Raw genomic sequence first — 26040 nt, forward strand, 5'->3', positions numbered from 1 at the left:
CTGCCGCCGCGTTCCTCGAGTCGCCGCCCCCCAAATCCCTGTCCCTGGCGGCGCCTTGCCTACTGGAGGAAGTTGATGAGTACGGACACCGCTCCGGCCGCTCCCGCGAAGAAGCGTGGCGCCGGCGTGATGGCTGTCATGCAGCGCATCGGCCGCAGCCTGATGCTGCCGGTCGCGGTCCTGCCCGCGGCGGCGCTGCTGGTCCGGCTCGGCAATGCCGACATGCTCGGCCGCGAGTCGTTCCCCACCGTCATCACGAAGCTGGCCGGCTACATGGCGGCCGGCGGTGGCGCCATCCTCGACAACATGGCCCTGCTGTTCGCGGTCGGCATCGCCATCGGCTTCGCCAAGAAGTCGGACGGCTCGACCGCCCTCGCCGCGGTCACCGGTTACCTGGTCTTCCAGAAGGTGCTCGCCACCTTCACCGACAGCAACCTGCCGCAGGTCGCGAGCGTCGCCGACGGCAAGATCGTCATGAACGACGCCCCGGTCAACGCCGGCGTGCTCGGCGGTGTCGTGATGGGCATAGTCGTGGCCCTGCTGTACCAGAAGTTCTACCGGACGAAGCTGCCCGACTGGGCGGGCTTCTTCAGCGGCCGCCGCCTGGTCCCGATCCTCTCCGCCTTCGCGGGTCTGGTCATCGGTATCGTCTTCGGTCTCATCTGGCCGGTGCTCGGTGCGGGCCTGCACAACTTCGGTGAGTGGCTGGTCGGTTCCGGCGCGGTCGGCGCCGGTATCTTCGGTGTCGCCAACCGTGCGCTGATCCCGGTCGGCATGCACCACCTGCTGAACTCCTTCCCGTGGTTCCAGGCGGGCGAGTACAACGGCGCCCACGGCGACATCTCCCGCTTCCTCGCCGGTGACCCGAACGCCGGACAGTTCATGACCGGCTTCTTCCCGATCATGATGTTCGCCCTCCCGGCGGCCTGCCTGGCGATCGTCCACTGTGCCCGTCCGGAGCGCCGCAAGGTCGTCGGCGGCATGATGTTCTCGCTCGCGCTGACCTCGTTCGTCACGGGTGTCACCGAGCCGATCGAGTTCACGTTCATGTTCATCGCCCCGGTGCTCTACGCGATCCACGCGGTGCTGACCGGTGTCTCGATGGCGCTGACCTGGGCACTCGGCATGAAGGACGGCTTCGGCTTCTCGGCCGGCCTGGTCGACTTCCTGCTGAACCTGGGCATCGCGTCGAAGCCGTGGCTGCTGGTGCTGGTCGGCCTCTGCTTCGCGGTGGTCTACTACGTGGTCTTCCGTTTCGCGATCACCAAGTTCAACCTTCCGACGCCGGGCCGTGAGTCCGACGAGGAGCTCGCCGAGCTCCAGAAGGCCGAGGCCAAGTAGTCCGGCCCCCGCCCGTACGACGGCGAAGCCCCGTCCTCCGCTCGGAGGACGGGGCTTCGCCGTGTCGTCGTGGATTCCTAGACGTCGTACACGGCGCCGGGGAAGGCCAGCTCGACCGGCCCGTCGTAGACCTCGCGGGCGTCGGCGAGGTTGCGCCCGGCGTCCGTCCACGGCGGGATGTGGGTGAGGACGAGGCGTCCGGCTCCGGCGCCCGCGGCGTACTCCCCTGCTTCGCGGCCGTTGAGGTGGAGGTCCGGGATGTCCTCCTTGCCGTGGACGAACGACGCTTCGCAGAGGAACAGGTCGGTGCCCTCGGCGAGTTCGGCCAGGGCGTCGCAGGTGCCGGTGTCACCGGAGTACGTGAGGGCGCGCCCGTCGTGCTCGATCCTGATGCCGAAGGTGTCGACCGGGTGGCAGAGCTTCTCCGTGCGGACCGAGAAGGGGCCGATCTCGAACGATCCGGACTTCAGCGTGTGGAAGTCGAAGACCTCACTCATCGCGTGGTCGGACGGGGTGTCGGCGTGGGCCGTGGTCAGCCGCTGCTCGGTGCCCTCGGGCCCGTACACGGGGATGGCGGCGGGGCGTCCGCCGTCGAAGCGGTAGTACCGGACGACGAAGTACGCGCACATGTCGATGCAGTGATCGGCATGGAGGTGGCTGAGGAAGATGGCGTCGAGGTCGTAGAGACCTACGTGGCGCTGCAGCTCGCCCAGGGCGCCGTTGCCCATGTCGAGGAGCAGCCGGAAGCCGTCGGCCTCTACGAGGTAGCTCGAGCATGCCGAACCCGCGGACGGGAACGAGCCGGAGCAGCCGACGACGGTGAGCTTCATGGAGCGTGAACCTCCGAGGCCTGGGAACGGGGAGGGTTCGTGCGGTCCGTCGAGCGTAAGGCGCGAAACCGCTGGTCGCTCCTCCAGGGCCTGCCGTTGTGGGGGAACTCACCTGTGCTGTCACCGGTTCGATGGAAGGCCGGGTGCTGTGCGTCGCCGGTACGGTCGGGACATGAACATGTGGTGGTGGTTGGCTCTGGCCGCGGTGGTCCTGCTGGCTCTCGTGGCGACGGTCTCCGACGCGCGGGGCCGGGGCGGGCGCGGGCCGCGGCGTCCGGGCGGGCGGACGCGTCCGCCGGGGCGCGCTCCGAAGCGGGCTCCGGAGCGGAAGAAGGGGCGGCCGCACGGGGCGCCTCGGCCGGGGGAGATCTGGTGGGCGGACGTGCCGTACGAGGACGGGCCCGGCTCCAAGGACCGGCCGTGCCTGGTGCTGTCGGTGCAGGGTGGCACGGCGGTCGTCGCCAAGATCACCAGCAAGCACCATGAGGAGCGGCCCGGGGTGATCGCGTTGCCGCCCGGGGCGGTGGGTGACGCGCGGGGCCGGCAGAGCTTCCTGGAGACGGACGAGCTGAGGGATGTGGCGGTGTCCGGGTTCCGCCGGAAGGCGGGGGAGCTGGATCCGGAGGTGTGGGGGCGGGTGCGCGGGCTGGGGTGAGCGTGCGAGGAGGCGCGGTGCGGGATGTCCTCCCGCACCGCGCCTCCTCGAAGTCCTGGGTCCCGGTGTCCGTGCCGGGGCCCGTTGCCCGTCGGCCTGTGTCAGGCCCAGAGCTGGCCGTGCAGGGTCTCGATGGCGGCTTCCGTCGTGGGGGCGGTGTAGACGCCGGTCGACAGGTACTTCCAGCCGCCGTCCGCGACGACGAAGACGATGTCCGCGGACTCGCCCGCCTTGACCGCCTTGCGGCCGACGCCGATCGCGGCGTGGAGTGCGGCGCCGGTGGAGACGCCCGCGAAGATGCCCTCCTGCTGGAGGAGCTCGCGGGTGCGGGTGACCGCGTCGGCGGAGCCCACGGAGAAGCGGGTGGTGAGCACGGAGGCGTCGTAGAGCTCGGGTACGAAGCCCTCGTCGAGGTTGCGCAGGCCGTAGACGAGGTCGTCGTAGCGCGGTTCGGCGGCGACGACGCTGACGTCCGGCTTGTTCTCCCGGAGGTAGCGGCCGACGCCCATGAGGGTGCCGGTGGTGCCGAGGCCAGCCACGAAGTGCGTGATGGACGGGAGGTCGGCGAGGATCTCCGGGCCGGTGGTGGCGTAGTGGGCGCCGGCGTTGTCCGGGTTTCCGTACTGGTAGAGCATGACCCAGTCGGGGTGCTCGGCGGAGAGCTCCTTGGCCACCCGTACGGCGGTGTTGGAGCCGCCGGCGGCGGGGGACGGGATGATCTCGGCGCCCCACATGGTGAGCAGGTCGCGGCGCTCCTGCGAGGTGTTCTCCGGCATGACGCAGACGATGCGGTAGCCCTTGAGCCTGGCGGCCATGGCGAGCGAGATGCCGGTGTTGCCGCTGGTGGGTTCGAGGATGGTGCAGCCGGGTGTCAGGCGGCCGTCCTTCTCCGCCTGCTCGACCATGTGGAGCGCGGGGCGGTCCTTGATCGAGCCGGTGGGGTTGCGGTCCTCGAGCTTGGCCCAGATCCGGACGTCCTCGGACGGGGACAGCCGGGGGAGGCGGACCAGGGGGGTGTTGCCCACGGCCGCCAGCGGGGAGTCGTACCGCATCAGCGCATGCCGCCGGCGACGGCCGGGAGGATGGTGACGTTGTCGCCGTCGGTGAGCTTGGTGCTGATGCCGTCGAGGAAGCGGACGTCCTCGTCGTTGAGGTAGACGTTGACGAAGCGGCGCAGCTGGTCGCCGTCGACGATGCGCTCACGGATGCCGTTGTGGCGGGTCTCCAGGTCGGCGAGGAGGTCGGCGAGGGTCTCACCGCTGCCTTCGACCGCCTTGGCGCCGTCGGTGTAGGTGCGGAGGATGGTCGGGATGCGGACCTCGATGGCCATGGCGTGGGCTCCTGTCGAAAGCGGGGAGGTGGCGTGGGGCGCGCGTTTGTGCCCCCGCGCGGGGGTGGTGCGTACGTGGTGCGCTCGGACCGCGGCTCAGGCCGGGCGGTTCACGGGCAGGCGGCAGCCGGACACATCGCGCTGGAGAGCCTGCACAGGTCGACGTGCAGCCGCGCGACGAGCAGCATGCCCGGCGTCTTGTCGCTCACGTCATGGGGAACCATGGGCTCATCGTATCGATTCCCCACCCCGAACCCGGAGTGTGATCCCACATTCTGGATGGTGAGCGTTCGCCATTCGGACATGCGGCGGGAGTCGGGGGTTCCGGAGCCGCCTTGCGGCGTCAGGCCGTCGGGGGGTGGGCCTCGACGACCTGGACCTCTTCCTCGGTGATCACGCCGTCCACGATGCGGTACGAGCGGAACTGGAAGGGGCCCGCGTCGTCGGTGTCCGCGGTGGAGACCAGCACGTAGTGGGCGCCGGGCTCGTTGGCGTACGTGACGTCGGTGCGGGAGGGGTAGGCCTCGGTCGCGGTGTGGGAGTGGTAGATGATCACCGGCTCCTCGTCGCGGTCGTCCATGTCGCGGTAGAGCTTCAGCAGGTCGGCGGAGTCGAACTCGTAGAACGTGGGTGAGCGCGCGGCGTTGAGCATGGGGACGAAGCGTTCGGCGCGGCCCGTTCCGGCGGGGCCTGCGACCACGCCGCACGCCTCGTCGGGGTGGTCGGCGCGGGAGTGCGCGACGATCTGGTCGTGGAGCGCCTGGGTGATGGTCAGCATGGCGCCCAGGATAAGCAGACGGGCCCTCCCGTACCGAAGGGTGGTACGGGAGGGCCCGGATGCCGGACACGGCCGTTGGGGCGGCCGGTGTCCCGGGGGCGCCGTGGCGCGGGTCAGCGCTTGGCGAACGCCTTGTTCTCGGGGTTGCGTGCCTTGAGCACCAGGTAGGAGACGCCGAGGATGAGGCCCCACACCGGTGCGCAGTACAGCGAGATCCTGGCGTCCTTGTCGACGGCCATCATGATGATGACGAGGGCGATGAACGCGAGAGCGAACCAGCTGGTGAACGGCGCTCCGGGGGCCTTGAAGGTGGACTGGGGCAGTTCGCCGCGGTCGGCCTTGGCGCGGAAGCGGATCTGGCAGATCAGGATCATGATCCAGGCCCACATACCGGAGATGGTCGCGAAGGAGACGACGTAGTTGAAGGCGTCGCCCGGCCACTGGTAGTTGATCCAGACGCCGACGAGCATCAGTGCGGCGGAGAACGTGGTGCCGACCATCGGGAGGCCGTTCTTCGTCAGCTTGGTGAACGCCCTGGGGCCCTGACCGTTGAGCGCGAGGTCGCGCAGCATGCGCCCGGTGGAGTACATGCCGGAGTTGCAGGAGGAGAGCGCGGCGGTGAGGACGACGAAGTTGACGATCGCCGCACCGATGCCGAGCCCCATCTCCTCGAAGGCCTTCACGAACGGGGAGACGCCGGGCTTGAAGGTGCTCCACGGGACCACGGAAAGGATCATGATCAGCGCGCCGACGTAGAAGACGGCGATGCGCCACGGCACGGTGTTGATGGCCTTGGGCAGGACGGTCTTCGGGTCCTTCGACTCGCCCGCGGTGACGCCGACCAGTTCGACGGCGAGGAACGCGAACATGACGATCTGGAGGGTCATCAGCGTGCCGCTGATGCCTTCGGGGAAGAAGCCGCCGTCGTTCCAGAGGTTGGCGACGGTCGCGGTGTCACCGGCGTCGGAGAAGCCGAGGGTGAGCACGCCGGCACAGATGAGGATCATGCCGAGGATCGCGGTGACCTTGACCATCGAGAACCAGAACTCGAGCTCGCCGAAGAGCTTCACCGAGATCAGGTTGGCACCGTAGAGAATGAAGGTGAACACCAGTGCGGACAGCCACTGCGGGATATCCCACCAGTACGTCATATAGGTAGCCGCGGCGGTGACTTCGGTGATTCCGGTGACGACCCAGAACAGCCAGTAGGTCCAGCCGGTCACGAATCCGAAGAAGGGGCCGAGGAATTCGCGTGCGTACTCCGAGAAGGAGCCGGACACCGGGCGGTACATGAGGAGTTCGCCCAGGGCGCGCATGATGAAGAAGATGACCAGGCCCGCGATGGCGTACGCCAGGATGAGGCTGGGTCCGGCCCGGTCGATGGCTTTGCCCGCACCGAGGAAGAGCCCCGTGCCGATGGCTCCGCCGATGGCGATCATCTGGATCTGGCGGGCCCCGAGGCCTCGCTGGTAGCCCTCGCCCGCCGGGGCGTCGACGACCTTCGGGCCGTCCGGCTGTCCGTTGTCGACCTGCGCCGATGTCATGGTGGTGCGCCTTTCTCCACGCCGATCCGCGCCGTCGTCGGCGTCGGATCAGGTCCTGATCCCCCCGGATATGGATGGAGTGCCGCCGGCGTTCGGCCGGCTCGTAGCGCCCCCGGGGACAGGGGTGGCGTCCCCGGGCGGTCGTGAAGATTTATCACGGGCGCCGGGAGGGGCCATCGGACATTATGTGGCGCACGCCACAGGAAAAAGCGGACAAGCGTTTCCAGGCACTGCAAAGAAGGCCATTCAGGTGACGGGATCGTTATTCGGATTTGAGCATCCGTTGAGCGAGCCGGCGGGCCCCGGTCGGGCGTCAGTCGGGCATGAGTGTTTCGACGAGCGTTTCCTGGAGTGCGCCGAGCCAGAGATAGGCCATCACCATCGGCTTGCGCGGATCGCTGTCGGGGAGCCGGTAGAGCGAACCGTCCTGCCCCTCGTCCTCGTCGGACACCTCGAGGCGGGTGCCGATGGTGAGCCGCAGGTCGTTGAGCGAGCCCAGCCAGTGGTGGCACTCCTCGGTGGTGAGGGAGAGCACCGCGCCGCTGTCCGCGACGGGCGCGAGGGCGTCCAGCGACCGCACGACGGCGAGGGCGTCCTCGCGCTTGCGGGTGCGCAGGTCGTTCTCGGTGAAGCGGCGGAATTCGGCGGAGGCCTCGCGCAGTTCCTTGTCCTCGTCCCCGTACGCCTCGGGGAAGAGCCGGGCGAGGGCGGGGTCGCTGGGCGGCTCACTGGGCCCTTCGGCGAACAGCGCGGCGAGCGGGTCCTCGCCCTCGGCGGGTTCGTCGCCGGGGCCGATCAGTTCGAGCAGCTGGACGGCGAGGGAGCGAAGGATGGCGATCTCGACCTCGTCGAGGGCGACGGACGCGCCGCCGCCTGGGGTGGCCTCGAAGTGGCCGGCCATGAATTCTCCGATGGTGGGTCGGACGGGCGGAGGGGCAGCGGTCGGGTCAGTTGCGGTCCTGGGTCAGCGTGGCCCAGAGCCCGTAGCCGTGCATGGCCTGGACGTCGCGTTCCATCTCCTCGCGGCTGCCGCTGGAGACGACCGCGCGGCCCTTCTGGTGGACGTCGAGCATCAGCTTGTGCGCCTTGTCCTTCGGGTAACCGAAGTAGGCCTGGAAGACATACGTCACATAGCTCATGAGGTTGACCGGGTCGTTGTGCACCAGCGTCACCCAGGGGACATCGGGCTCAGGGACGGCGAAGGTCTCCTCGGCCGATTCGGGACGTTCGATCTCTACGGGGGCAGCAACGCTCACCTACCCCATGCTGCCACCAGAGAGGGGCCCGCGCACAAACGGCGCCCCCATCTCGTCACTCTGACGAATAGGGAGTAGCATCCCCGGCATGAACTCAGCGGACCTTGGGCGACGGGTCGGTGTGCCGTCGACCGCGCTCTTCACCGACCAGTACGAGCTCACGATGGTGCAGGCCGCCCTGAAGGCCGGCACCGCGGACCGGCGCTCCGTCTTCGAGGCCTTCACCCGTCGGCTGCCCGAGGGGCGGCGCTACGGCGTGGTGGCGGGCACCGGGCGGGTGCTGGACGCGGTGGAGAACTTCCACTTCGACGACGAGATGCTCGGCTTCCTGCGCGACCAGAAGGTCGTGGACGGCCCGACCGTCGACTGGCTGGCCGACTACCGCTTCAGCGGAGACATCTGGGGCTACCCGGAGGGCGAGGTGTACTTCCCCGGCTCGCCGCTCCTGCGGGTCGAGGGCTCCTTCGCCGAGTGCGTGCTGCTGGAGACCGTCATCCTCTCGATCCTCAACCACGACTCGGCGATCGCCGCCGCAGCGTCCCGGATGTCGGCCGCGGCGGGCGGCCGCCGGCTCATCGAGATGGGCGCCCGCCGCACCCACGAGCTGTCGGCGGTGGCGTCGGCCCGCGCCGCGTACATCGGGGGCTTCCACACCACCTCGGACCTGGCGGCCGGTTTCCGCTACAACATCCCGACCGTCGGGACGAGCGCGCACGCCTTCACGCTCCTGCACGACAGCGAACGCGACGCCTTCCAGGCGCAGGTCGACTCGCTGGGCCGGGGCACCTCGCTGCTGGTGGACACCTACGACGTGACCGAGGCCGTCCGCACGGCGGTGGAGGTCGCGGGGCCCGAGCTCGGCGCCGTACGCATCGACTCGGGCGACCTGCTGCTCGTCGCGCACCGGGTCCGGCAGCAGCTGGACGAACTGGGGGCCACGGAGACGAAGATCGTGGTGACGTCCGACCTCGACGAGTACGCGATCGCCTCGCTGGCCGCCGCTCCGGTCGACACCTACGGGGTGGGCACCCAGCTGGTCACCGGGAGCGGGCACCCGACGTGCTCCATGGTCTACAAGCTGGTGGCGCGTGCGCGGTCGGCCGATCCGGCCGATCCCCTGCTGCCGGTGGCGAAGAAGTCGCTGGGCGCGAAGTCGTCGAGGGGCGGCCGCAAGTGGGCGGCGCGCCGGCTGGACGACGCCGGGGTGGCCGAGGCCGAGGTGATCGGCAGCGGAGAGGTCCCGGCGGAGCTGGCGGACCGGCAGCTGCTGGTGGAGCTGGTCAAGGGCGGCGAGGTCGTCGGACGGGAGCCGCTGGAGGCGGCCCGGGACCGGCACGTCGCGGCGCGGGCGGGGCTGCCGATGTCGGCGATGCAGCTGTCCCGCGGGGAGCCGGTGCTGCCCACGGAGTACGTGTGAGGCGGGGCACCGTCCCCTCCCGGCGCGAGAGCCGGGGTGTGTGCCCCCTCCCGCAGGGTGCGCCGAGTCTCTAGGCTCGGTGGCATCCCCACCGTCGGTATCCGCCCGACCCGCCGAATCCCCACCGAAGGACAACCGTCATGCATCGCGCCTTGATCGTCGTCGACGTTCAGAACGACTTCTGCGAGGGCGGCAGCCTCGCGGTGGCGGGCGGCGCCGATGTCGCCGCCGCCATCACCGACCTGATCGGTGAGGCCCAGCCCGGATACAGCCATGTGGTGGCCACCCGCGACCACCACATCGACCCCGGCGACCACTTCTCCGCGGCACCGGACTTCGAGCACTCCTGGCCGCCGCACTGCGTCGCCGGCACGGAGGGCGTGGGCTTCCACCCCAACTTCGCCCCCGCCGTGGCGTCCGGCGCGATCGACACCGTCTTCGACAAGGGGGCGTACGCCGCGGCCTACAGCGGGTTCGAGGGCGTCGACGAGAACGGCGTCGGGCTCGCCCAGTGGCTGCGGGACCGCTCCGTCACCGCCGTCGACGTCGTCGGCATCGCCACGGACCACTGTGTGCGGGCCACGGCCCTGGACGCCGCGCGCGAGGGCTTCGCCACGCACGTCCTGCTGGAGCTGACGGCCGGTGTCGCCGAGGGGACCACGGAGCGGGCCCTGAAGGAGCTGCGGACCGCGGGCGTGGAGCTGTCGGGCAAGCCGGTCGTCTGACCTCCTCCTCCGGTCGCCCCGGCCCCTCCGCGGCCCCTCCCCGGCGGGCTCAGGCCGCCGGGCGGGCCGGTCCCGCGTAGCCGGAGGATCCCAGCAGCGCCCGTATCGGGTGCCAGAGCTCCTGGCCGGTCTGGGGCGCCGTCCGCCACAGCAGCCCGTCCGGATGGTGCAGGACCGCCGTGATCTCGTCCGGTGTGGGCGGCTGGGCGTTGCCCCGGAGGTAGACGGCGCGCAGCCCGAGGTTGCGCAGCCTGGTCAGGGCGCGCGCCCGGTTCGCCGCGTGCACCAGCACCCGTACCGGCTCTCCGGGGCCGGATCCCCCGGCCGGGCCGTTCAGGGTCAGTGCCACGACCACGGTGCCGTTGGGCAACCTGCAGAAACCTCCGCCTGCCATGCTGTGCGCTCCCCCGTAAGACTTCGTGTCAATAAGGATCGGTAGGACGCACCTAAACACGATCGGCCGCCGCCCGCTAGAGGGCGACGGCCGATCATGCTGTGACCAGGCGTTTTTCGGACTACTTGCCCGAGGGCCCGACCTTCACGGTGATCGTCGAGCCGCTGAGCGGCTCGTTCACGATGGTGAGGCGGGTATTGGTGTCAGAAACCTTGACGCTTCCCGTCGGGTTCTCCGCGTACCAGTAGGTGCCCTTGCGGTCGTCGAAGACCGGGACGCCCAGCGAGGGCTTGATCTTCAGCGCCACGTCCGCGTTGTGCAGCGTGAAGCCCTTGTTCGGGTACCAGCTGAACGGCGCGTCGAACGGCTGGATCTTGTTGCGCAGGAGTGTCCCGTTCGTCCACTTCAACGGCTTCGCGTGCGAGTCCACCGGCAGGATCAGCCCCTGGCCGGGGTGGACCGAGGTGTTGTTGTCCTTCTGGGAGGTGTCCCAGAGCCACACCATCAGGCCGTTCTGGTAGGCGTAGTGCTCGACCCAGTCCGGACGGGTGGTGGTGAAGCCGAAGTTGTACGGGCCGACCTCGAGGGTCTTGTCGTACGAGACGTACTGGCGGTTCTCCGCGAGGTAGTACTGCGGGTAGTCGTTGGTGAACGACTCACCGATCCGCGAGAAGCCCTTGGCGGTCCAGCCGTTGTCGTCGCCCTCGGCGTTGTCCGTGAAGAGCGCGGCGCCGTCGGCGGTGACGGTGATGGCGTCGGCCGTGAAGCCCTTGCCGCCCGCGCCGCCGTCCGTCTGGTAGCGGAAGCGCAGGTCGATCTTCTTGCCCGCGTAGGCGTCCAGCGGGAAGACGAGCTTCTTGTACGCGCCGGAGACGTCGGTCAGGGCCGGCTTGTCGCTGGCGTCACGCGGGATGGCCTTGCCGTCGGCGGTGCCGTCGAGCGCGGTCCAGCTGGTGCCGCCGTTGTCCGAGACCTCGGTGTAGAGGTAGTCGTAGTCGGCCTCGATGTCGTACCAGCCGGACAGGTCCAGCGAGGCGGACGACTTGCCGGTCAGGTCGACCGGGCGGGTCAGGGTGTTCGACAGGTCGTCGCCCATGTCGCTCCACCACTGCTTCGAGCCCTCTGCGGGCTTCGTCACGGTGGTGGTGACTTCCTTCTCGGGCAGTTCGACGACGAGCGCCTGCTTGTCCTTGGTGTTGTACTCCGAGACACCCAGCTTGTGCGTCGACTTCGTGGCGGCCTTGGCCGTCGCGTAGTCGAGCCAGCCCAGCTGGAGCTTGTCCCAGGCGGTCATGTCGCCCGGGAGGTTGCCTATCTGGCCGTCACCGGTGCCGAGCCAGGAGCCCGCCGACATCAGGGACCAGAAGCCGACGGAGTTCTCGCCGCCGCCGGAGGTGTCGTAGAGGTCCGGGAGGCCGAGGTCGTGGCCGTACTCGTGGGCGAAGACGCCCAGGCCGCCGTTCTCGGGCTGCGCGGTGTAGTCGCCGACCCAGATACCGGTGTCGCCGATCTCGGCGCCGCCTGCCTTGTTGCCCTGGGGGCCCGTCGCACCGGCGTTGGTGCCGTAGGCGTACCAGCGGTGCGCCCAGATGGCGTTCGTGCCCTCGACGCCGCCGCCCGCGGACTCGTCCTCGCCGGCGTGGACCAGCTGGAAGTGGTCGATGTAGCCGTCGGACTCGTTGAAGTTGCCGTCACCGTCGAAGTCGTAACGGTCCCACTGGTCGTACTGCGCGAGGTCGGCCTTGATCTGGTCCAGGGTGCGGCCCTTGGCCTTCTGGTCGGCGACCCAGGCGTTGACGCCGTCGCGGACGGTGTCCCAGACGTTGGCGCAGTTGGTCGATCCGCAGTAGTTCGAGCCGTAACGGGCCTCGTTGTACGGGACCTTGACCCAGTCCGAGACCTCGCCGTCGACCGAGTAGCGCCCGGAGGACGTCTTCTCGTAGTACGTCTTCAGCGATTCCTTGCCCTTGCCCTGACCGAAGTAGAGGTCCTGGAAGTGCTGCTGGTCGTAGTCGGCCTGCCAGGCGGTGCTGTTGTCCTTCGCCGGGTCGGGCTCGGCTATCTCGTTGTGCAGCGGGCCGGGCGTGCCGCCGTACTTCTTGACGGGCGGCTTCGGGCCGTCGCCGTCGGGGTCGAACATCGTGGTGTCGTCGACCTGGTCGCCGAACTCCACGAGGACGGTGAATATCTTGTCCGTCTTCTCGCGGCCCAGCTCGACGTACTTGCTCTTGCCGAGCTTGACGACCTTGGAACCTCCCTTGGAGGTCACCGTCTTGTCGCCGGAGAGTACCTGCTCCAGCGCGGCCTGACGCTGGGCGTCCTGCTCCTTGCTGAAGGGGCCTTCCAGGTCGTGCTCGTGGGCCTTGACCGGCGCGGGGTCGCGCCGGTCGACGACGGAGGTGCCGGATCCCGGCGCCGTGTCGTCCGCCTGGGCCGTGGCGAAGGTGGACGCCGTCGCGGCAGTGGCGGCCAGGGCCACGGCCACCGCGGTGGCGCGTAGCGCCCGTCTCTGAGTAGTCACTTGATGCAGTCCTCCCCGGCGTTCGCGTCCGCGGCCTGGGGGTGAAGACGGGCCGCGCGCGTTCAACGCGTCACAAGTGACGACATTCGATCGGAGTTATGAGAGAAAAGACAGATCTTGACTTGCACATACCAAGTGCACTATGCGGGAGCCGTTTCCCGGTATCCGGACGCCCATCCGGGCCGCGGGAGCGCTCAACCGGCGCGTCGGGCAGTCGCGTTGGCGAGAACGTGACTCCGTGCGCCCCCCGTGCACCGGTACCGTGGGTTAGGTCACGCTTACTACCGGTTCCTCACGGGCATCCACCGTCGTAGAGTCGATTGACAGTGCGAACGTGTTGAGAGACTTCCCTATCCGACACCCCGAGGACGGATACCGCCATGCCGCGTCCGACTGCCGCACAGTTCCTTTACGGTTCGGCCACCGTCGTCTTCTCCGCCCTCGCCATGCTGCTGCTGTTCCGCACGGAACCGGGCGTCGGTCTAGCCGTCGTCTGCACCGCGTCGCTGGTGCTCGGACTGCTCGTCGCCATGGTCCTGCCGGCCCGGGCGAGGACGGTCCGCAGGGCGGCACCCGCCGCCCGTGCCCACCGCACGATCGAGGACGTGGAGATCGCCACCGCCCGGCAGGAGCGCGTCGGCGAGCACTCCCTGCACCGCTGAACCCCGCGGCTCAGGGGACGCTGACGACCACGGTCTTGCCCGCCTTGTCCTGCAGACCCTGCCGGTAGGGCTTGTCCGTGAACATCAGCACGATGTTGATGAGCCACCACAGGCACGGGCAGCACAGCAGGGCCGGCAGCCAGAGCACGACGGCCCGCATCAGCGAGGAGCTCGTGTCGGGGACCGAGCCGTCGTTGAGCATGGCGACGCGCATCTTCAGCAGCCGCTTGCCGAGCGTCCGGCCGTCCTTGTGGGTGAAGTACGTGTCGTAGGCGACGTACACCACGAGGCCGATCAGCGACCAGACCAGCTGGTGACCGCTGTAGGCGTTGCCCACCGCGTTGCCGAAGTCGTCGTTCCCGCCGTCGTCCGAGACGTCGACCGCCCCGCCGAAGGGCAGCGAGATCAGGTACAGCGGGATCGAGATGATGAGGAAGTCGATCAGCCGCGCCAGGATCCGCTTGCCCGGTTCGGCGAGCGGCGGCATGCCGGCCAGCGGATCGGCACCGCCGTACGGCCCGCCGCCCCCGTACGGGTCGCGCGGCGGCGGCGGGGGCGGTGGCGCACCGCCGCCGTAGGGAGAACCGCCCGAAGGGGGCGGAGGCCCCTGCGGCGGCCGCTTCGAGAAGGGGTCGTCGTCGGGCGGCGGAGGCGGCGGTTCAGTACTCATGGGGGCAGTGCACCCCGGCCCGGGAGGCCCCGCAACGGCTGAGGTCCCTTCGGGGGACGGGGCGTCAGCACACGGGCGTACGGGGCCCTTCTCAGCCCGCGACGAAGGTGCGGGCCGCCTTGTCGTGCCAGCACTGGCGCCACGGCCGGTCGATCAGGCACCACAGCACGTTGATGACGCCGACGGCGACCAGACCCAGCACCCCGTACACCAGCCAGCGGCGCAGCGCTGCGCCCAGGGTCGGGGAGTCGTGGGACTCGATGTCCCGCACGTCGAGGCCGCACAGCTTCTTGCCCAGCGTGCGGCCCCACCGGGCGGTGGGCAGGGCCTCCAGGAGGAAGCCGAGGACCAGGAAGGCGGCGAGCACCCCGCCGAAGAGCGCGGCCGTGGTGCCGTCCAGGAGCCAGACGGTCACCGTCTCGCCGGACATCTTCGCCGCTTCGATCTTCTGATCGATGTGGTCCAACGCCTGGGTGACCAGCGGGAAGCCGGCCGCTCCCACGAGCGCGCCGAGGACGACCGTGTCGAGGATCCGGGCGGCCAGCCGCTTGCCGAGTCCGGCGGGCCTGGCGGAGGCCTGGGACCGGGCGAGCTGCTGGAAGTGGTCGTCCACCGGGGGCTTCCAGGGCACGACGGGCTGCTGCTGCTCGGGCCTCGCACCCTGCTGCTGCACCGGCATCGGGCTCTGCTGCCGGGGCCGGGACTGCTGCGGGCGGGCCGCCTGCTCGGGCTGCGCCAGCTGGTGCGCCTGCTGGGCCCAGGACGCCGACCCGCCGCCGGGGCCCGGCGTCAGCGGTGTGTTCAGGGCGGGCGCCTGCGGCGGGGTGGGCGCGGGGGCGGAGGGCCCCTGGGTACCGCCGGGCGGCACGGCGCGGATGGTCATGGTGCCGTCGGCGGGTGCCGCCGTCCCCTCGGCGCGCGGGTGCGGGGGCCGGGCTGCGCCACCGGCGCCCACCGCGCGGATCGTGACCGTGCCGTCGGCCGGCGGGCGGCCGGCGTCGGCCCTGCCGCCGGGACGGTCGGGGCGGACGACGGCGGTGGAGTCGGACACCTCGTCGTTGCCGTCCCGCATCCCGGGAAGGGCTCCGCGCGTCGGGTCCGGGTCGGCGGGCCGCCGCGGGTCGGCGGGTGTCCGGCCCCCGGAAGGGCCGTCCGCCGGAGCGGAGGCGGCGGGCGTCGCGGATTCGGGCGTACGCGGGTCCTGGCCGCCCCACGAGACGCGGTGGTCGCGCTCGCCGCCGAAGCCGGTCTGCCGGGAGGTGTCCGCCTGCCAGGCGGACGCCGGCCTGGGACGGCCGGGCGCCACGTCCGCCTCGCCTCCGCCGCTCCCCGGCACGTCGACCTCGTCGAGGTACATCGGGCCGGTCTCGTCGACCCGGGCGGGCCGCTGCGGGTCCGTGCCGGGCGGCGTCGCGGGAGTCGTCTCGCCCTGAGGGGGCGCGGGCCGGCTCGTGCCGGGGACCCACGAAGCGCCGTTCCAGTACCGGACGTATCCGGGGATGGACGGGTCGGGGTAGTACCCCTCGCGGGGGCTTTCGTCACCGGGTGCCGGGGTTGGGGCGCTCATCACCGTGGTCCCGTATCTCTTCGATTCCTCAATACAAGGGTCCACATCTATCAGACCTCCGAGCACCCCCGGGCCGGTCCTGCCGTTTGGACCACTTTCAGGGTCCGGGCAAGTTTTTCTGGGAAGTCGCGTCATAGACGTCCGGGAGGGCGCTCTCTCCTTGTGCGGACCGGTCGAGGGACCGGCCCCTACGAGCATCGGAAGGTCGTGCACCCTCATGCAGAACGCCGTGGAACGCGAGTTGGAAGTGAAGCTGGTCCTGTCGCCCGAGCGGTCCGTGCCCGTGCCCGCCAGGCTGTCCTACTTCACCGACGACCCGTACGCCGTGCACATCATCTTCCACATCGGCTCCGAGTCGCCCGTGCACTGGACGTTCGCCCGCGAACTGCTCGTGGAGGGGGTGTTCCGGCCGTGCGGGCACGGGGACGTACGGATCTGGCCGACCAGGGTCGAGGGCCACGGCGTCATCTGTGTCGCGCTCACCTCGCCCGACGGCAACGCCCTCCTGGAGGTGCCGTCGGGCGCCGTGTCCGCGTGGGTGGAGCGCACCCTGCGGGTGGTGCCGCCGGGGACCGAGAGCACGCTGCTCGGTCTCGACGGCGCACTCGCCGAGCTGCTCACCCCGCTGCCCGCCGACGACCTGTGGCTGGGCGACCCCTGGTCGCAGGACGAGCCGCAGGACGGCGAGGGCTGAGGAGCGGCGGGGTGGGGCGGTCAGAACAACTTGCCGGGGTTGAGCAGCCCGAGGGGGTCGAAGGCGGCCTTGATGCCGCGCTGCACCTCGACGCCCACCTCTCCCAGTTCGCGGGCGAGCCACTCCTTCTTCAGCACGCCGACCCCGTGTTCGCCGGTGATGGTGCCGCCCAGTTCGAGGCCGAGCGCCATGATCTCGTCGAAGGACTCGCGTGCCCTGCGGGACTCGTCGGCGTCGGTGTGGTCGAAGCAGACGACGGGGTGGGTGTTGCCGTCGCCCGCGTGGGCGCAGACCCCGATGGTCAGCCCGAACTTCTCGGCGATGGCGGCCGTCCCCTCGATCATCGCGCCCAGCCGGGAGCGCGGCACGCACACGTCGTCGATCATCGTGGCGGACTTGACGGTCTCCAGGGCGGGGAGGGACAGCCGGCGTGCCTGCAACAGGAGTTCGGACTCGGCGACGTCGTCGGCGGGCACGACCTCGGTGGCCCCGGCCGTGGTGCACAGCTCCCCCACCGCGGCGAGGTCGGCCGCGGGGTCGGGCGTGTCGAAGGCGCAGAGCAGCAGTGCCTCGGTGGTTTCGGGGAGGCCCATGGAGGCCATCGCGTTGACGGCACGCACGGTCGTACGGTCCATCAGTTCGAGGAGTGACGGGGTGTGCCCCCGCTCCATGATCCGGCACACCGCGTCGCAGGCCGCCGCCGCCGAGGGGAACTCGGCGGCGAGCACGAGCTGCTGCGGCGGCTGGGGCCGCAGCGCGAGGACGGCTTTGACAACGATGCCGAGGCTGCCCTCCGAGCCGACGAAGAGCCGGGTGAGGTCGTATCCGGCGACGCCCTTCGCGGTGCGCCGTCCGGTGTTCAGCAGCCGCCCGTCCGCCAGGACGACCTCCAGGCCCAGGACGTATTCGGCGGTGACGCCGTACTTCACGCAGCACAGCCCGCCGGACGCCGTGCCGATGTTGCCGCCGATCGTGCACATCTCCCAGCTCGACGGGTCCGGCGGGTAGTACAGACCGTGCTCGTTGACGGCGCGGGACAGCGTGGCGTTGACGACGCCCGGCTCGACCACCGCGATCCGGTCGACCGGGCTGATCTCCAGGATCCGGTCCATCTTCACCAGGGAGAGCACGATGCAGCCGTCGGAGGCGTTGGCCGCGCCCGACAGGCCCGTCCTCGCGCCCTGGGGCACCACGGGCACCCGGAGGGCGGTGGCGGTCCGCATCACGTGCTGGACCTCCTCGACCGTGCGGGGGAGCACCACGACGGCTGGGGTACCGGCGTCGCAGAAGCTCGCCATGTCGTGGGCGTACGAGGCGGTGATGTCCGGGTCCGTGATCAGAGCCTCGGCCGGAAGCCCCGCGCGCAGTCGTTCGAGAAGATCGTCCATGATCCAAGCGTGACACCCGGGGCCAATGGTGTGAACCCGTCTGCGTCAGCCTTCGCGGAGCGCGATGCGATCTTCGTACTGACGCAGAGTGATGGTCATGGATGCCATGCCGCAGCAGAATCCGGAGCCGCCCCCCTCCCCCCTGCCGCCCCAGGGCGCGACGGCCGTCACCCCGCCTCCCACCCCGATGCGCACCACTCTGCGCAGGGCGGCGTTCGGGGCGCTGGCCGGTGCCGTGCTCGTGGCCGGCGCGGTGATCGCCGTGCCGGACGACGCCGAGGAGGCCGCACCGCCCGTGGCGGGGCCCGTGGCGCGGGCCGAGGCCGCGGCGGCGGCGGGCTCCCCCGCCTCCCTGTCCGACCTGACGGCCCTGATCGGCGACCGGCAGAAGTGGGTGGAGACACACCCCGCGGACGCCCCGTCCTGGGCGGTGCTCGGCACGGCGTACGTGGAATGGGGGCGGCGGTCGGCGGACGCGGCGTACTACGCCCGTGCCGAGCAGGCCCTCCAGCGCTCGCTGGCCGCGCAGCCGGGCGAGCGCGGGAACGCGGAGGCCTGGGTGGGGCTCGGGGCACTCGCCGACGCGCGCAACGACTTCGTCGCCGCCAAGAGGTGGGGCGAGACGGTCCGCACGCGGGAACCGAAGAACTGGACGGTGTACCCGGTGCTGATCGACGCCTACAACGGCCTCGGCGAGTACGCGGCGGCGGCCAGGGCGACGGAGAAGTTCGCGGCACTGCGCAAGGGCGCCCCCGCCCTGGCGCGGACGTCGGAGATGTACCGCAACCAGGGCTGGCGCGAGGACGCCCTCGCGACCGCGCAGGAGGCGGCCGACCGCGCCGCCACGCCCGCCGAGAAGGCCGCGGCCCTGCACCGGCTCGGTGGACTGGCCGCGGAGCGCGGGGAGCCGGCGGAGGCTCTCGCGCAGTACGACGCGGCCCTGCGGACCGACCGCGGCCACCTCGTCTCCCTCGCGGGCCGGGCCCGCGCCCTGGTGGCCCTGGACCGCACGGACGAGGCGCTGGCGGACTACCGGACGGTGACGACGAAGCTGCCTCGCCCCGAGTACGTGCTCGAACTGGGCGAGCTGTACGAGTCGCTGGACCTGGACGGTGACGCCCGCACCCAGTACGCCGCGCTCCGCGACCTCCTCACCCGGGCGAGGGCGGCCGGGGTCGACGAGTCGCTGACCGAGGCCCGCTTCGAGGCCGACCACGGCGACCCGGAGGCGGCGGTGGAGCTGATGCGCGGCGCGTGGGAGGCGCAGCGCCGCAGCTCGGCGGTGGCGGACACCCTGGCCTGGTCGCTGCACCGTGCGGGCCGGAGCGAGGAAGCCATGGAGTACGCCGAGCGGGCGGTGGAGACCGGGGTGCGGGATGCCTCGTACGCCTACCACCTGGGGGTGATCGAGAGTTCCCTCGGGCAGGACGGGCCGGCCCGAGGCCACCTGGCGGACGCCCTCCGCACGAACCCGGGCTTCTCACCGCTGGCCGCCCCGCAGGCGCGTGAGGCCCTGGAGGCGCTGGGCGAGCCGGCGGAGGGGGGCCCCGCGGACATGCAGCCACCCGCCCCGGAGTCCTCGGCCGCACCCGAGCCCTCAGCCGCACCTGAGCCCTCGGCGGCACCCGAGCCCGAGCAGAAGGCCGAGTCCGGACAGAAGCCGGGGCAGGAGCCCGGGGCGGATTCCGCGCCGGAGCCGAAGACGGAGCCCACCCGGCCGGCGGCCCCTTCACCGCGGGCCTCGAAGTCCGGCGCCACGGCTGCTCCGTAGGGACGGCGAAGGGGCCCGCCTCCCGGCCGGGAGGCGGGCCCCTTCCGCGTGTCCTAGAGGTTGCCGCGCTTCTCCTGCTCGCGCTCGATCGCCTCGAACAGGGCCTTGAAGTTGCCCTTGCCGAAGCCCATCGAGCCGTGCCGCTCGATCATCTCGAAGAAGACCGTCGGCCGGTCCTGGACCGGCTTGGTGAAGATCTGCAGCAGGTAGCCGTCCTCGTCGCGGTCGACGAGGATCTTCAGCTCGCGCAGCGTCTCCACCGGCACGCGGGTCTCGCCCGCCCACTCCCCCAGCGTGTCGTAGTAGGAGTCCGGGGTGTCGAGGAACTGCACGCCGGCCGCCCGCATCGCCTTCACGGACGCGACGATGTCGTTCGTGGCGAGCGCGATGTGCTGGACGCCCGCGCTTCCGTAGAACTCCAGGTACTCGTCGATCTGCGACTTCTTCTTGGCGATCGCCGGCTCGTTGATGGGGAACTTCACCTTCAGCGTGCCGTCGGCGACGACCTTCGACATGAGGGCGGAGTACTCGGTGGCGATGTCGTCGCCGACGAACTCCTTCATGTTGGTGAAGCCCATGACCTTGTTGTAGAAGGCCACCCACTCGTTCATCCGGCCGAGCTCGACGTTGCCGACGCAGTGGTCGATGGCCTGGAAGGTCCGCTTCGCGGCGGGCTCGACGACGGGGTCGGCGGCCGCGTAGCCGGGGAGGTACGGCCCGTCGTAGCCGCCGCGCTCGACCAGCGTGTGGCGGGTCTTCCCGTACGTGGCGATGGCGGCCAGGACGACCGTGCCGTGCTCGTCCTTGACCTCGTACGGCTCGGTGACGCCCCGCGCGCCGTGCTCGACGGCGTAGGCGTAGGCCGCGCGGGCGTCGGGGACCTCGATGGCGAGGTCGACCACGCCGTCACCGTGGGCGTGCACGTGGTCGGCGAGGAAGGTGCCCCATTCGGTGGACGCCTTGACGACGGAGGTGAGGACGAAGCGGGCCGAGCCGTTGGTCAGGACGTAACTCGCGGTCTCGCGGCTGCCGTTCTCCGGTCCGGAGTAGGCGACGAGCTTCATGCCGAAGGCGGTCGAGTAGTAGTGCGCCGCCTGCTTGGCGTTGCCCACCGCGAAGACCACCGCGTCCATTCCCTTGACCGGGAAGGGATCGGCCTGCCGGGCGGTGTCAGGGGTGGTGTGCACAGTCTCAGTCATGTCCGAAGGTTCCCGCCGGTTCGCAAGGTGCGCAACAGTTCGCGGATCCACTGGTCAATCTGTGCAGTGCACCGCCAGGATGGGCGGGCTATCTGTACAGGCTGACCATCAGGAGCGGATCATGGCGATCGATCATCTGGACGGCCGGCTCATCGTGCTGCTGGCCCGCGAGCCCCGTATCGGTGTACTCGAGGCGTCGCGGCGGCTCGGAGTGGCGCGCGGGACGGTGCAGGCCCGTCTGGACCGTCTTCAGTCCAATGGCGTCATCCGTGGCCTCGGACCGGATGTGGACCCGGCGGCGCTCGGCTACCCGGTGACCGCGTTCGCCACGCTGGAGATCAAGCAGGGGCAAGGCACCGACGTACGGGCCCATTTGAGCGGGGTGCCCGAGGTGCTGGAGCTCCACACCACGACCGGCCACGGAGACATGCTCTGCCGGCTCGTGGCCCGGTCGAACGCCGATCTCCAGCGGGTCATCGACCTGGTCGTCGGCTTTGATGGCATTGTCCGGGCCTCCACGGCGATCGTCATGGAAAACCCGGTGCCGCTGCGTATTATCCCGCTGGTTGAGCAGGCTGCAGAGGACACCGACTGAGCCTACGGAGCAACATGTGAACTTCTGGGAGTATGTGGGCACCCGCCACCAGCAACTGCTCACCGACACGTATCAGCACGCCAGCGCCGTCTTCCAGTGCATGGTCATCGCCACCCTTCTCGGCGTCCTGATCGGTGTCGTCAGCTACCGGAGCGGCTGGGGCGGCTCACTGGCGATCACGTCCACCTCGGCGATCCTCACGATCCCTTCGCTCGCCGCGATCGGTCTGCTGATCCCGCTGGTCGGCCTCGGGGTCCCGCCCACCGTGATCATCCTGACGCTGTACGGACTGCTGCCCATCGTCCGCAACTGCATCGTCGGGCTGCGCGGGGTCGACCCGTCCCTGGTCGACGCGGCGAAGGGCATCGGCATGTCCCGGACCCGGCGGCTGCTCAAAGTGGAACTGCCCCTCGCATGGCCTCCGATCCTCACCGGCATCCGGGTCTCCACCCAGATGCTGATGGGCATCGCCGCCATCGCCGCCTACGCCTCGGGCCCCGGACTCGGCAACGAGATCTTCCGCGGCCTCGCCTCACTCGGAAGCGCCAACGCCATCAACCAGGTCCTCGCCGGCACGGTCGGCATCGTCATTCTCGCCCTGCTCTTCGACGCCGCGTACGTCCTGCTCGGGCGGCTCACCATCCCTAGGGGGATCCGTGCCTGAGACCACCGCCGCGTCGACGGAGCAGGACCGGCCGCGCCCGGCCACCACCTCGGGCGCCACCATCCGGCTGGAGAACCTCAGCAAGTCCTACCCGGGCAGCCCCGCCCCCGCCGTGGACGACGTGTCCATGGACATCAAGGCCGGCGAGACCGTGATCCTCGTGGGCCCCTCCGGCTGCGGGAAGTCCACCACACTCAAGATGATCAACCGTCTGATCGAGCCGACCTCCGGGCGGATCAAGATCAACGACGAGGACGTCACCGACATGGACCCGGTGAAGCTGCGCCGCAAGATCGGCTACGCGATCCAGTCCTCCGGTCTCTTCCCGCACATGACGGTCGCCGAGAACATCGCCCTCGTGCCCAAGATGACGGGCTGGTCGAAGTCAGGCGTGAAGGACCGCGTCGAGGAGATGCTCGACCTGGTCGGGCTGGACCCCCGCGAGTTCCACGGGCGCTACCCTCGCCAGCTATCCGGCGGCCAGCAGCAGCGCGTGGGGGTGGCCCGCGCCCTCGCCGCCGACCCGCCGGTACTGCTCATGGACGAGCCGTTCGGCGCGGTCGACCCGATCACCCGCGACCACCTGCAGGACGAGCTGATCCGGCTCCAGCACGAACTGCACAAGACGATCGTCTTCGTCACCCACGACTTCGACGAGGCGATCAAGCTCGGCGACCGCATCGCCGTCCTGCGGGAGCGCTCGCACATCGCGCAGTTCGACACCCCCGAGGCGATCCTCACCAACCCGACGGACGACTTCGTCTCGGGCTTCGTGGGGGCCGGCGCGGCCCTGAAGCGGCTCAACCTCACCCGCGTACGGGACGTGGGGATCGCCGACTTCCCGACGGTGACCGTCGAGGACCCGCTCCAGTCGATCTTCAACAAGCTGCGGGACGGCCAGCACAACGAGCTGCTGATGCTGGACCGCCGGAACCGTCCGTACAAGTGGCTGCGGCGCGGTGACCTGATGCGGGCCAAGGGTTCGCTGGCCCGCGCCGGGCAGCTGGTGCACGACACGGTCACCCGGGACGCGACGCTCCACGACGCGCTGGAGGCCGTGCTGACCGACAGCGGTGGCCGGGTCGCCGTGACGGGGCGACGCGGTGAGTTCATCGGCGTCGTCGACATGCACACCCTGATGAACTCCGTGCAGGAGCTCCTGGAGGCTGACCGGCTCGCCGCGATGGAGCACGAGCACGACCTGGAGCAGTCGCGCGTCCACCGGACGGAGCACGAGCTCGAGGGGGGTGACGGCGGGCTGTGACCCCCAGTCATCAGGCACCCCCCAAGGGGGAGCGGCCTCCCGGCGAGCACGACGTGCAGGGCCATGCCTTCCGCGACGAGGAGGCGGAGCCCACCCCGTCGCCGTCCGGTCCGGCGCGCCGCATCACGTGGCAGAAGCTCGTGCTGGTGCCGGCCGTCTGCGCGGTCGTCCTCGTGGCGACCTACCTGTGGATCTCCAACGTCGACCTCGACTCGATCGCGGAGAACTCGCTGGCCGGCGACAACGTCGAGGTCCGCTGGTGGCAGCACGTCAGGCTGACCGCCATCTCCACCTTCTGGGTGCTGATCATCGCGATCCCGCTCGGTATCGCGCTGACCCGGCGCGGCCTCAGGAAGGCCGCCCCCGGTGTCACGGCCCTCGCCAACATCGGCCAGGCGACGCCCGCGATCGGGCTGCTGGCCCTGCTGGTCATCTGGCTGGGCATCGGCCCCTCGACGGCCATCATCGGCATGGTGATCTACGCGGTCCTGCCGGTGCTCTCCAACACGGTGGCGGGTCTGAACGCGATCGAGCCGACGCTCGTCGAGGCGTCCAAGGGCATCGGCATGTCGGCGTTGGGGACGCTCCGCAAGGTCGAGCTGCCGCTCGCCGTCCCGCTGATCCTGGCGGGTGTGCGCACCGCCCTGGTGCTCAACGTGGGCACCGCGACCCTCGCCACCTTCGGCGGCGGAGGAGGACTCGGTGACCTGATCACCTCGGGCATCCAGACGCAGCGCATGCCCGTACTGGTGCTGGGTTCCGTACTGACGGTGGTGCTCGCACTGCTGGTGGACTGGCTGGCATCGCTGGTCGAACTGTGGCTGACGCCGCGCGGACTGGAGGAAGCGTGAGGGTACGTACGGGCCTGGCATCGGCGGCCGCGCTCGCCCTCCTCCTCACGGGGTGCGGGCTGAAGAGCGGGTCACCGCTGGTGGACGAGGTGGAACCGGGGTCGATCGGGAAGGGGCAGCCGCTCAAGGGCGCGTCCCTGACGGTGACCTCGAAGAACTTCAGCGAGAACATCGTCCTCGGCCAGATCATGGGCCTGGTCTTCAAGGCGGCCGGTGCCGAGGTCCTGGACCGGACGAACCTGCCGGGGTCGATCAGTGCGCGCGAGGCGGTCGTCAAGGGGGACGCCGACGCGCTCTACGACTACACGGGCACGGCGTGGATCACCTACCTGGGCCACGCCAAGCCGATCGTCGACCCGCAGAAGCAGTGGAAGGCCGTGCGCGACGAGGACATCGGCAACGGGGTGACCTGGCTGCCGCCGGCCACCCTCGACAACACGTACGCGCTGGCCATCAGCAAGAAGAACAACGCCAAGTACCACCTGAAGAACCTCTCGGACGTGGCCGCGCTCGCCAAGAAGGACCCGAAGGCCGTCACCGTCTGCGTGGAGAACGAGTTCGCCTCGCGCGACGACGGGCTGCCCGGCATGCAGAAGCACTACGGGATGAAGCTGCCCGCCTCGAACATCAAGAAGATGGACGCGGGGATCATCTACACCCAGGTGAACTCCGGCGGCTGCCTGCTCGGCGAGGTGTACACCACGGACGGCCGGATCAAGGCGATGAACCTCGACGTCACCGAGGACGACCAGCAGTTCTTCCCCAACTACAACGCCGCACCCGCCATCCACACGGCGACTCTCGACAAGTACCCCGAGATCGCCGGACTGCTGGCGCCCGTCACCGAGAAGCTGACGACCCGGCTCGCCCAGGAGCTGAACTCCAAGGTCGACGTGGACGGGCAGGACCCCCATGAGGTGGCGCTGGACTGGCTGGTGAAGGAAGGTTTCATCCAGGAGGGGTGAGACCGTCTTCTCCTCAGTCACGCCGGGGCCCGCACCGCAACGCACGGTGCGGGCCCCGGCGTTGTCGCGTCCGGCCTCTCGGATCACTTGCAAAGAAATCGTTGCAAAAACATGTTGCAAAGCAGTCTTTGCAACCTTAGGCTCACGCCATGCCATCGAACGAGCCCGAGGACCGCGCCCCCGGCACGAATGAACTGAACGTCCATCAGGTCGACGTCCGGACACTGCGCGGGCTCGCCCACCCCCTGCGCTTCCGCCTGCTGAACGCCCTCCGGGAGTTCGGCCCCGCCACCGCGTCCGGACTCGCCGAGCGCCTCGGCGAGTCCAGCGGCGCCACCAGCTACCACCTCCGCCAGCTCGCGGCGTACGGCTTCGTCGAGGACGCCCCGGAGCGCGGCAAAGGGCGCGAGCGGTGGTGGAAGGCCGTCCACATGGGCACCACGCTCAACAGCAGCAGCTTCCTGGACCACCCGAACGCCGAGGTGCGCGGCGCCATCGGGGTCCTGCTCCACGAGTCGGCCTCCACACACGCCCAGGAGCTGAACACCTGGCTGGGGACGATGCACGAGTGGCCCGACGCCTGGCGCGAGAGCTTCGACCTCAGCGACTTCAAGGTGCGGCTCACCCCGGAGCTCTCCCAGGAACTCGCCCAGAAGATCCAGGACCTGGTGAACAGCTACCGGGGCCGCGTCCCCGACGACACCGAGGGATCGGCCGTCGTCCGCACCCACCTGCACATGTTCCCGCGCCCCACCGACTGAGGGGATCACCGTCATGCACAGCGACATCCACCTCCTGCTGCACACCTACCGCGCCGCCGAACTCCACGCCGAGGCCGCCGAGGTCCGCCCGGCGCGTCCCGGGATCCGTCACCGCATGGGCTGGACGATGATCGAGCTGGGTCTCAAGCTGACCCAGGCGCCTCCCGCACGGGCCCGCGCCCCACGGGCGGTCTGACC

Annotated in this window: 28 protein-coding genes; 14 read left to right on the top strand and 14 right to left on the bottom strand. The window is 70.1% G+C overall.

Going from position 1 to position 26040, the window contains the following annotated elements; translation table 11 throughout:
• Window positions 1-75: 75 nt before the first annotated feature.
• Entirely contained in the window at window positions 76-1341 is a 1266-nt protein-coding gene (locus ACFUNE_RS02775) for a PTS transporter subunit EIIC (RefSeq protein WP_383561466.1), read from the top strand.
• 77 nt (window positions 1342-1418) lie between these two features.
• Here ACFUNE_RS02775 and ACFUNE_RS02780 read toward each other — a convergent pair whose 3' ends face one another.
• On the bottom strand, window positions 1419-2171 hold the full coding sequence (locus ACFUNE_RS02780; protein ID WP_383561468.1) for an MBL fold metallo-hydrolase: 753 nt from the start codon (window positions 2169-2171) through the stop codon (window positions 1419-1421).
• A gap of 172 nt (window positions 2172-2343) precedes the next feature.
• On the opposite strand from ACFUNE_RS02780, the gene ACFUNE_RS02785 reads away from it, so the two are divergent.
• A complete protein-coding gene (locus ACFUNE_RS02785) occupies window positions 2344-2826 on the top strand; it encodes a type II toxin-antitoxin system PemK/MazF family toxin (protein WP_383561470.1) in 483 nt (160 codons plus the stop codon).
• A 101-nt stretch (window positions 2827-2927) separates the two neighbouring features.
• Here the strand turns inward: ACFUNE_RS02785 and ACFUNE_RS02790 are convergent, their stop codons facing one another.
• The 7 genes from ACFUNE_RS02790 to clpS form a co-directional block, all read right to left on the bottom strand.
• On the bottom strand, window positions 2928-3878 hold the full coding sequence (locus ACFUNE_RS02790; protein WP_383561472.1) for a PLP-dependent cysteine synthase family protein: 951 nt from the start codon (window positions 3876-3878) through the stop codon (window positions 2928-2930).
• Window positions 3878-4156 carry a MoaD/ThiS family protein gene (locus ACFUNE_RS02795; RefSeq protein ID WP_356708577.1) on the bottom strand — a complete coding sequence of 93 codons (279 nt, stop codon included), beginning with the start codon at window positions 4154-4156 and terminating at the stop codon, window positions 3878-3880. Before ACFUNE_RS02795 ends, ACFUNE_RS02790 begins: the two co-directional genes overlap by 1 nt.
• 110 nt (window positions 4157-4266) lie before the next feature.
• Window positions 4267-4380, bottom strand: a complete 114-nt coding sequence (locus tag ACFUNE_RS02800) for a putative leader peptide (protein WP_015577357.1) — start codon at window positions 4378-4380, stop codon at window positions 4267-4269.
• Between the two features lie 119 nt (window positions 4381-4499).
• The gene (locus ACFUNE_RS02805; RefSeq protein ID WP_383561475.1) at window positions 4500-4934 is read right to left on the bottom strand and encodes a Mov34/MPN/PAD-1 family protein; all 435 of its coding nucleotides are present in this window, start codon (window positions 4932-4934) and stop codon (window positions 4500-4502) included.
• A 113-nt stretch (window positions 4935-5047) separates the two neighbouring features.
• Window positions 5048-6478: an amino acid permease gene (locus ACFUNE_RS02810; protein ID WP_383561477.1), complete on the bottom strand. Its 1431-nt coding sequence runs from the start codon at window positions 6476-6478 to the stop codon at window positions 5048-5050.
• Window positions 6479-6791: 313 nt separating this feature from the next.
• Window positions 6792-7379, bottom strand: a complete 588-nt coding sequence (locus tag ACFUNE_RS02815; RefSeq protein WP_383561479.1) for a DUF2017 domain-containing protein — start codon at window positions 7377-7379, stop codon at window positions 6792-6794.
• Between the two features lie 46 nt (window positions 7380-7425).
• The gene (gene clpS, locus ACFUNE_RS02820) at window positions 7426-7734 is read right to left on the bottom strand and encodes an ATP-dependent Clp protease adapter ClpS (protein ID WP_376380082.1); all 309 of its coding nucleotides are present in this window, start codon (window positions 7732-7734) and stop codon (window positions 7426-7428) included.
• 88 nt (window positions 7735-7822) lie between these two features.
• Here clpS and ACFUNE_RS02825 point away from each other — a divergent pair, with 88 nt between their 5' ends.
• Window positions 7823-9151, top strand: coding sequence for a nicotinate phosphoribosyltransferase (locus tag ACFUNE_RS02825; RefSeq protein WP_383561481.1), 1329 nt, complete (start codon window positions 7823-7825; stop codon window positions 9149-9151).
• A gap of 140 nt (window positions 9152-9291) precedes the next feature.
• On the top strand, window positions 9292-9876 hold the full coding sequence (locus ACFUNE_RS02830; protein WP_383561483.1) for an isochorismatase family protein: 585 nt from the start codon (window positions 9292-9294) through the stop codon (window positions 9874-9876).
• Between the two features lie 49 nt (window positions 9877-9925).
• On the opposite strand, the gene ACFUNE_RS02835 is transcribed toward ACFUNE_RS02830, so the two are convergent.
• The gene (locus tag ACFUNE_RS02835; protein ID WP_383561485.1) at window positions 9926-10270 is read right to left on the bottom strand and encodes a hypothetical protein; all 345 of its coding nucleotides are present in this window, start codon (window positions 10268-10270) and stop codon (window positions 9926-9928) included.
• A gap of 121 nt (window positions 10271-10391) precedes the next feature.
• Window positions 10392-12791: an immune inhibitor A domain-containing protein gene (locus tag ACFUNE_RS02840; protein WP_383561487.1), complete on the bottom strand. Its 2400-nt coding sequence runs from the start codon at window positions 12789-12791 to the stop codon at window positions 10392-10394.
• A 380-nt stretch (window positions 12792-13171) separates the two neighbouring features.
• Here ACFUNE_RS02840 and ACFUNE_RS02845 point away from each other — a divergent pair, with 380 nt between their 5' ends.
• Entirely contained in the window at window positions 13172-13453 is a 282-nt protein-coding gene (locus ACFUNE_RS02845) for a hypothetical protein (protein ID WP_383561489.1), read from the top strand.
• A 10-nt stretch (window positions 13454-13463) separates the two neighbouring features.
• Here the strand turns inward: ACFUNE_RS02845 and ACFUNE_RS02850 are convergent, their stop codons facing one another.
• Together ACFUNE_RS02850 and ACFUNE_RS02855 are read right to left on the bottom strand one after the other, a co-directional pair.
• On the bottom strand, window positions 13464-14123 hold the full coding sequence (locus ACFUNE_RS02850) for an RDD family protein (RefSeq protein WP_383561491.1): 660 nt from the start codon (window positions 14121-14123) through the stop codon (window positions 13464-13466).
• 91 nt (window positions 14124-14214) lie between these two features.
• Window positions 14215-15690: an RDD family protein gene (locus ACFUNE_RS02855; RefSeq protein WP_383561493.1), complete on the bottom strand. Its 1476-nt coding sequence runs from the start codon at window positions 15688-15690 to the stop codon at window positions 14215-14217.
• Window positions 15691-15907: 217 nt separating this feature from the next.
• Here ACFUNE_RS02855 and ACFUNE_RS02860 point away from each other — a divergent pair, with 217 nt between their 5' ends.
• Complete coding sequence (locus ACFUNE_RS02860) at window positions 15908-16384, top strand: SsgA family sporulation/cell division regulator (protein WP_383561495.1); 477 nt, start codon at window positions 15908-15910, stop codon at window positions 16382-16384.
• 20 nt (window positions 16385-16404) lie between these two features.
• Here ACFUNE_RS02860 and ACFUNE_RS02865 read toward each other — a convergent pair whose 3' ends face one another.
• Window positions 16405-17772 (bottom strand): FAD-binding oxidoreductase, encoded by a 1368-nt coding sequence (locus ACFUNE_RS02865; protein WP_383561496.1) that lies wholly within the window; start codon window positions 17770-17772, stop codon window positions 16405-16407.
• 97 nt (window positions 17773-17869) lie between these two features.
• On the opposite strand from ACFUNE_RS02865, the gene ACFUNE_RS02870 reads away from it, so the two are divergent.
• Complete coding sequence (locus ACFUNE_RS02870; RefSeq protein WP_383561498.1) at window positions 17870-19543, top strand: hypothetical protein; 1674 nt, start codon at window positions 17870-17872, stop codon at window positions 19541-19543.
• A gap of 53 nt (window positions 19544-19596) precedes the next feature.
• Here ACFUNE_RS02870 and hppD read toward each other — a convergent pair whose 3' ends face one another.
• Window positions 19597-20742, bottom strand: a complete 1146-nt coding sequence (gene hppD / locus ACFUNE_RS02875) for a 4-hydroxyphenylpyruvate dioxygenase (RefSeq protein WP_383561500.1) — start codon at window positions 20740-20742, stop codon at window positions 19597-19599.
• A gap of 121 nt (window positions 20743-20863) precedes the next feature.
• Between hppD and ACFUNE_RS02880 the strand changes: the two genes are divergently transcribed.
• The 7 genes from ACFUNE_RS02880 to ACFUNE_RS02910 all read left to right on the top strand — a co-directional run bounded on the left by ACFUNE_RS02880 (window position 20864) and on the right by ACFUNE_RS02910 (window position 26038).
• The gene (locus tag ACFUNE_RS02880) at window positions 20864-21337 is read left to right on the top strand and encodes an Lrp/AsnC family transcriptional regulator (RefSeq protein WP_383561502.1); all 474 of its coding nucleotides are present in this window, start codon (window positions 20864-20866) and stop codon (window positions 21335-21337) included.
• Window positions 21338-21353: 16 nt separating this feature from the next.
• Entirely contained in the window at window positions 21354-22001 is a 648-nt protein-coding gene (locus ACFUNE_RS02885; protein ID WP_383561504.1) for an ABC transporter permease, read from the top strand.
• The gene (locus tag ACFUNE_RS02890; protein WP_383561506.1) at window positions 21994-23265 is read left to right on the top strand and encodes an ABC transporter ATP-binding protein; all 1272 of its coding nucleotides are present in this window, start codon (window positions 21994-21996) and stop codon (window positions 23263-23265) included. Before ACFUNE_RS02885 ends, ACFUNE_RS02890 begins: the two co-directional genes overlap by 8 nt.
• On the top strand, window positions 23262-24116 hold the full coding sequence (locus ACFUNE_RS02895; RefSeq protein WP_383561508.1) for an ABC transporter permease: 855 nt from the start codon (window positions 23262-23264) through the stop codon (window positions 24114-24116). The genes ACFUNE_RS02890 and ACFUNE_RS02895 overlap by 4 nt, the downstream gene beginning before the upstream one ends.
• Window positions 24113-25081 (top strand): glycine betaine ABC transporter substrate-binding protein, encoded by a 969-nt coding sequence (locus tag ACFUNE_RS02900; RefSeq protein ID WP_383561510.1) that lies wholly within the window; start codon window positions 24113-24115, stop codon window positions 25079-25081. The genes ACFUNE_RS02895 and ACFUNE_RS02900 overlap by 4 nt, the downstream gene beginning before the upstream one ends.
• A gap of 149 nt (window positions 25082-25230) precedes the next feature.
• Window positions 25231-25842 (top strand): ArsR/SmtB family transcription factor, encoded by a 612-nt coding sequence (locus ACFUNE_RS02905; RefSeq protein ID WP_383561512.1) that lies wholly within the window; start codon window positions 25231-25233, stop codon window positions 25840-25842.
• Between the two features lie 13 nt (window positions 25843-25855).
• The gene (locus ACFUNE_RS02910) at window positions 25856-26038 is read left to right on the top strand and encodes a hypothetical protein (protein ID WP_383561514.1); all 183 of its coding nucleotides are present in this window, start codon (window positions 25856-25858) and stop codon (window positions 26036-26038) included.
• Window positions 26039-26040: the final 2 nt, after the last annotated feature.

It is taken from the genome of Streptomyces sp. NPDC057287 (genome assembly GCF_042667905.1).
Classification (GTDB): Bacteria; Actinomycetota; Actinomycetes; order Streptomycetales; family Streptomycetaceae; genus Streptomyces.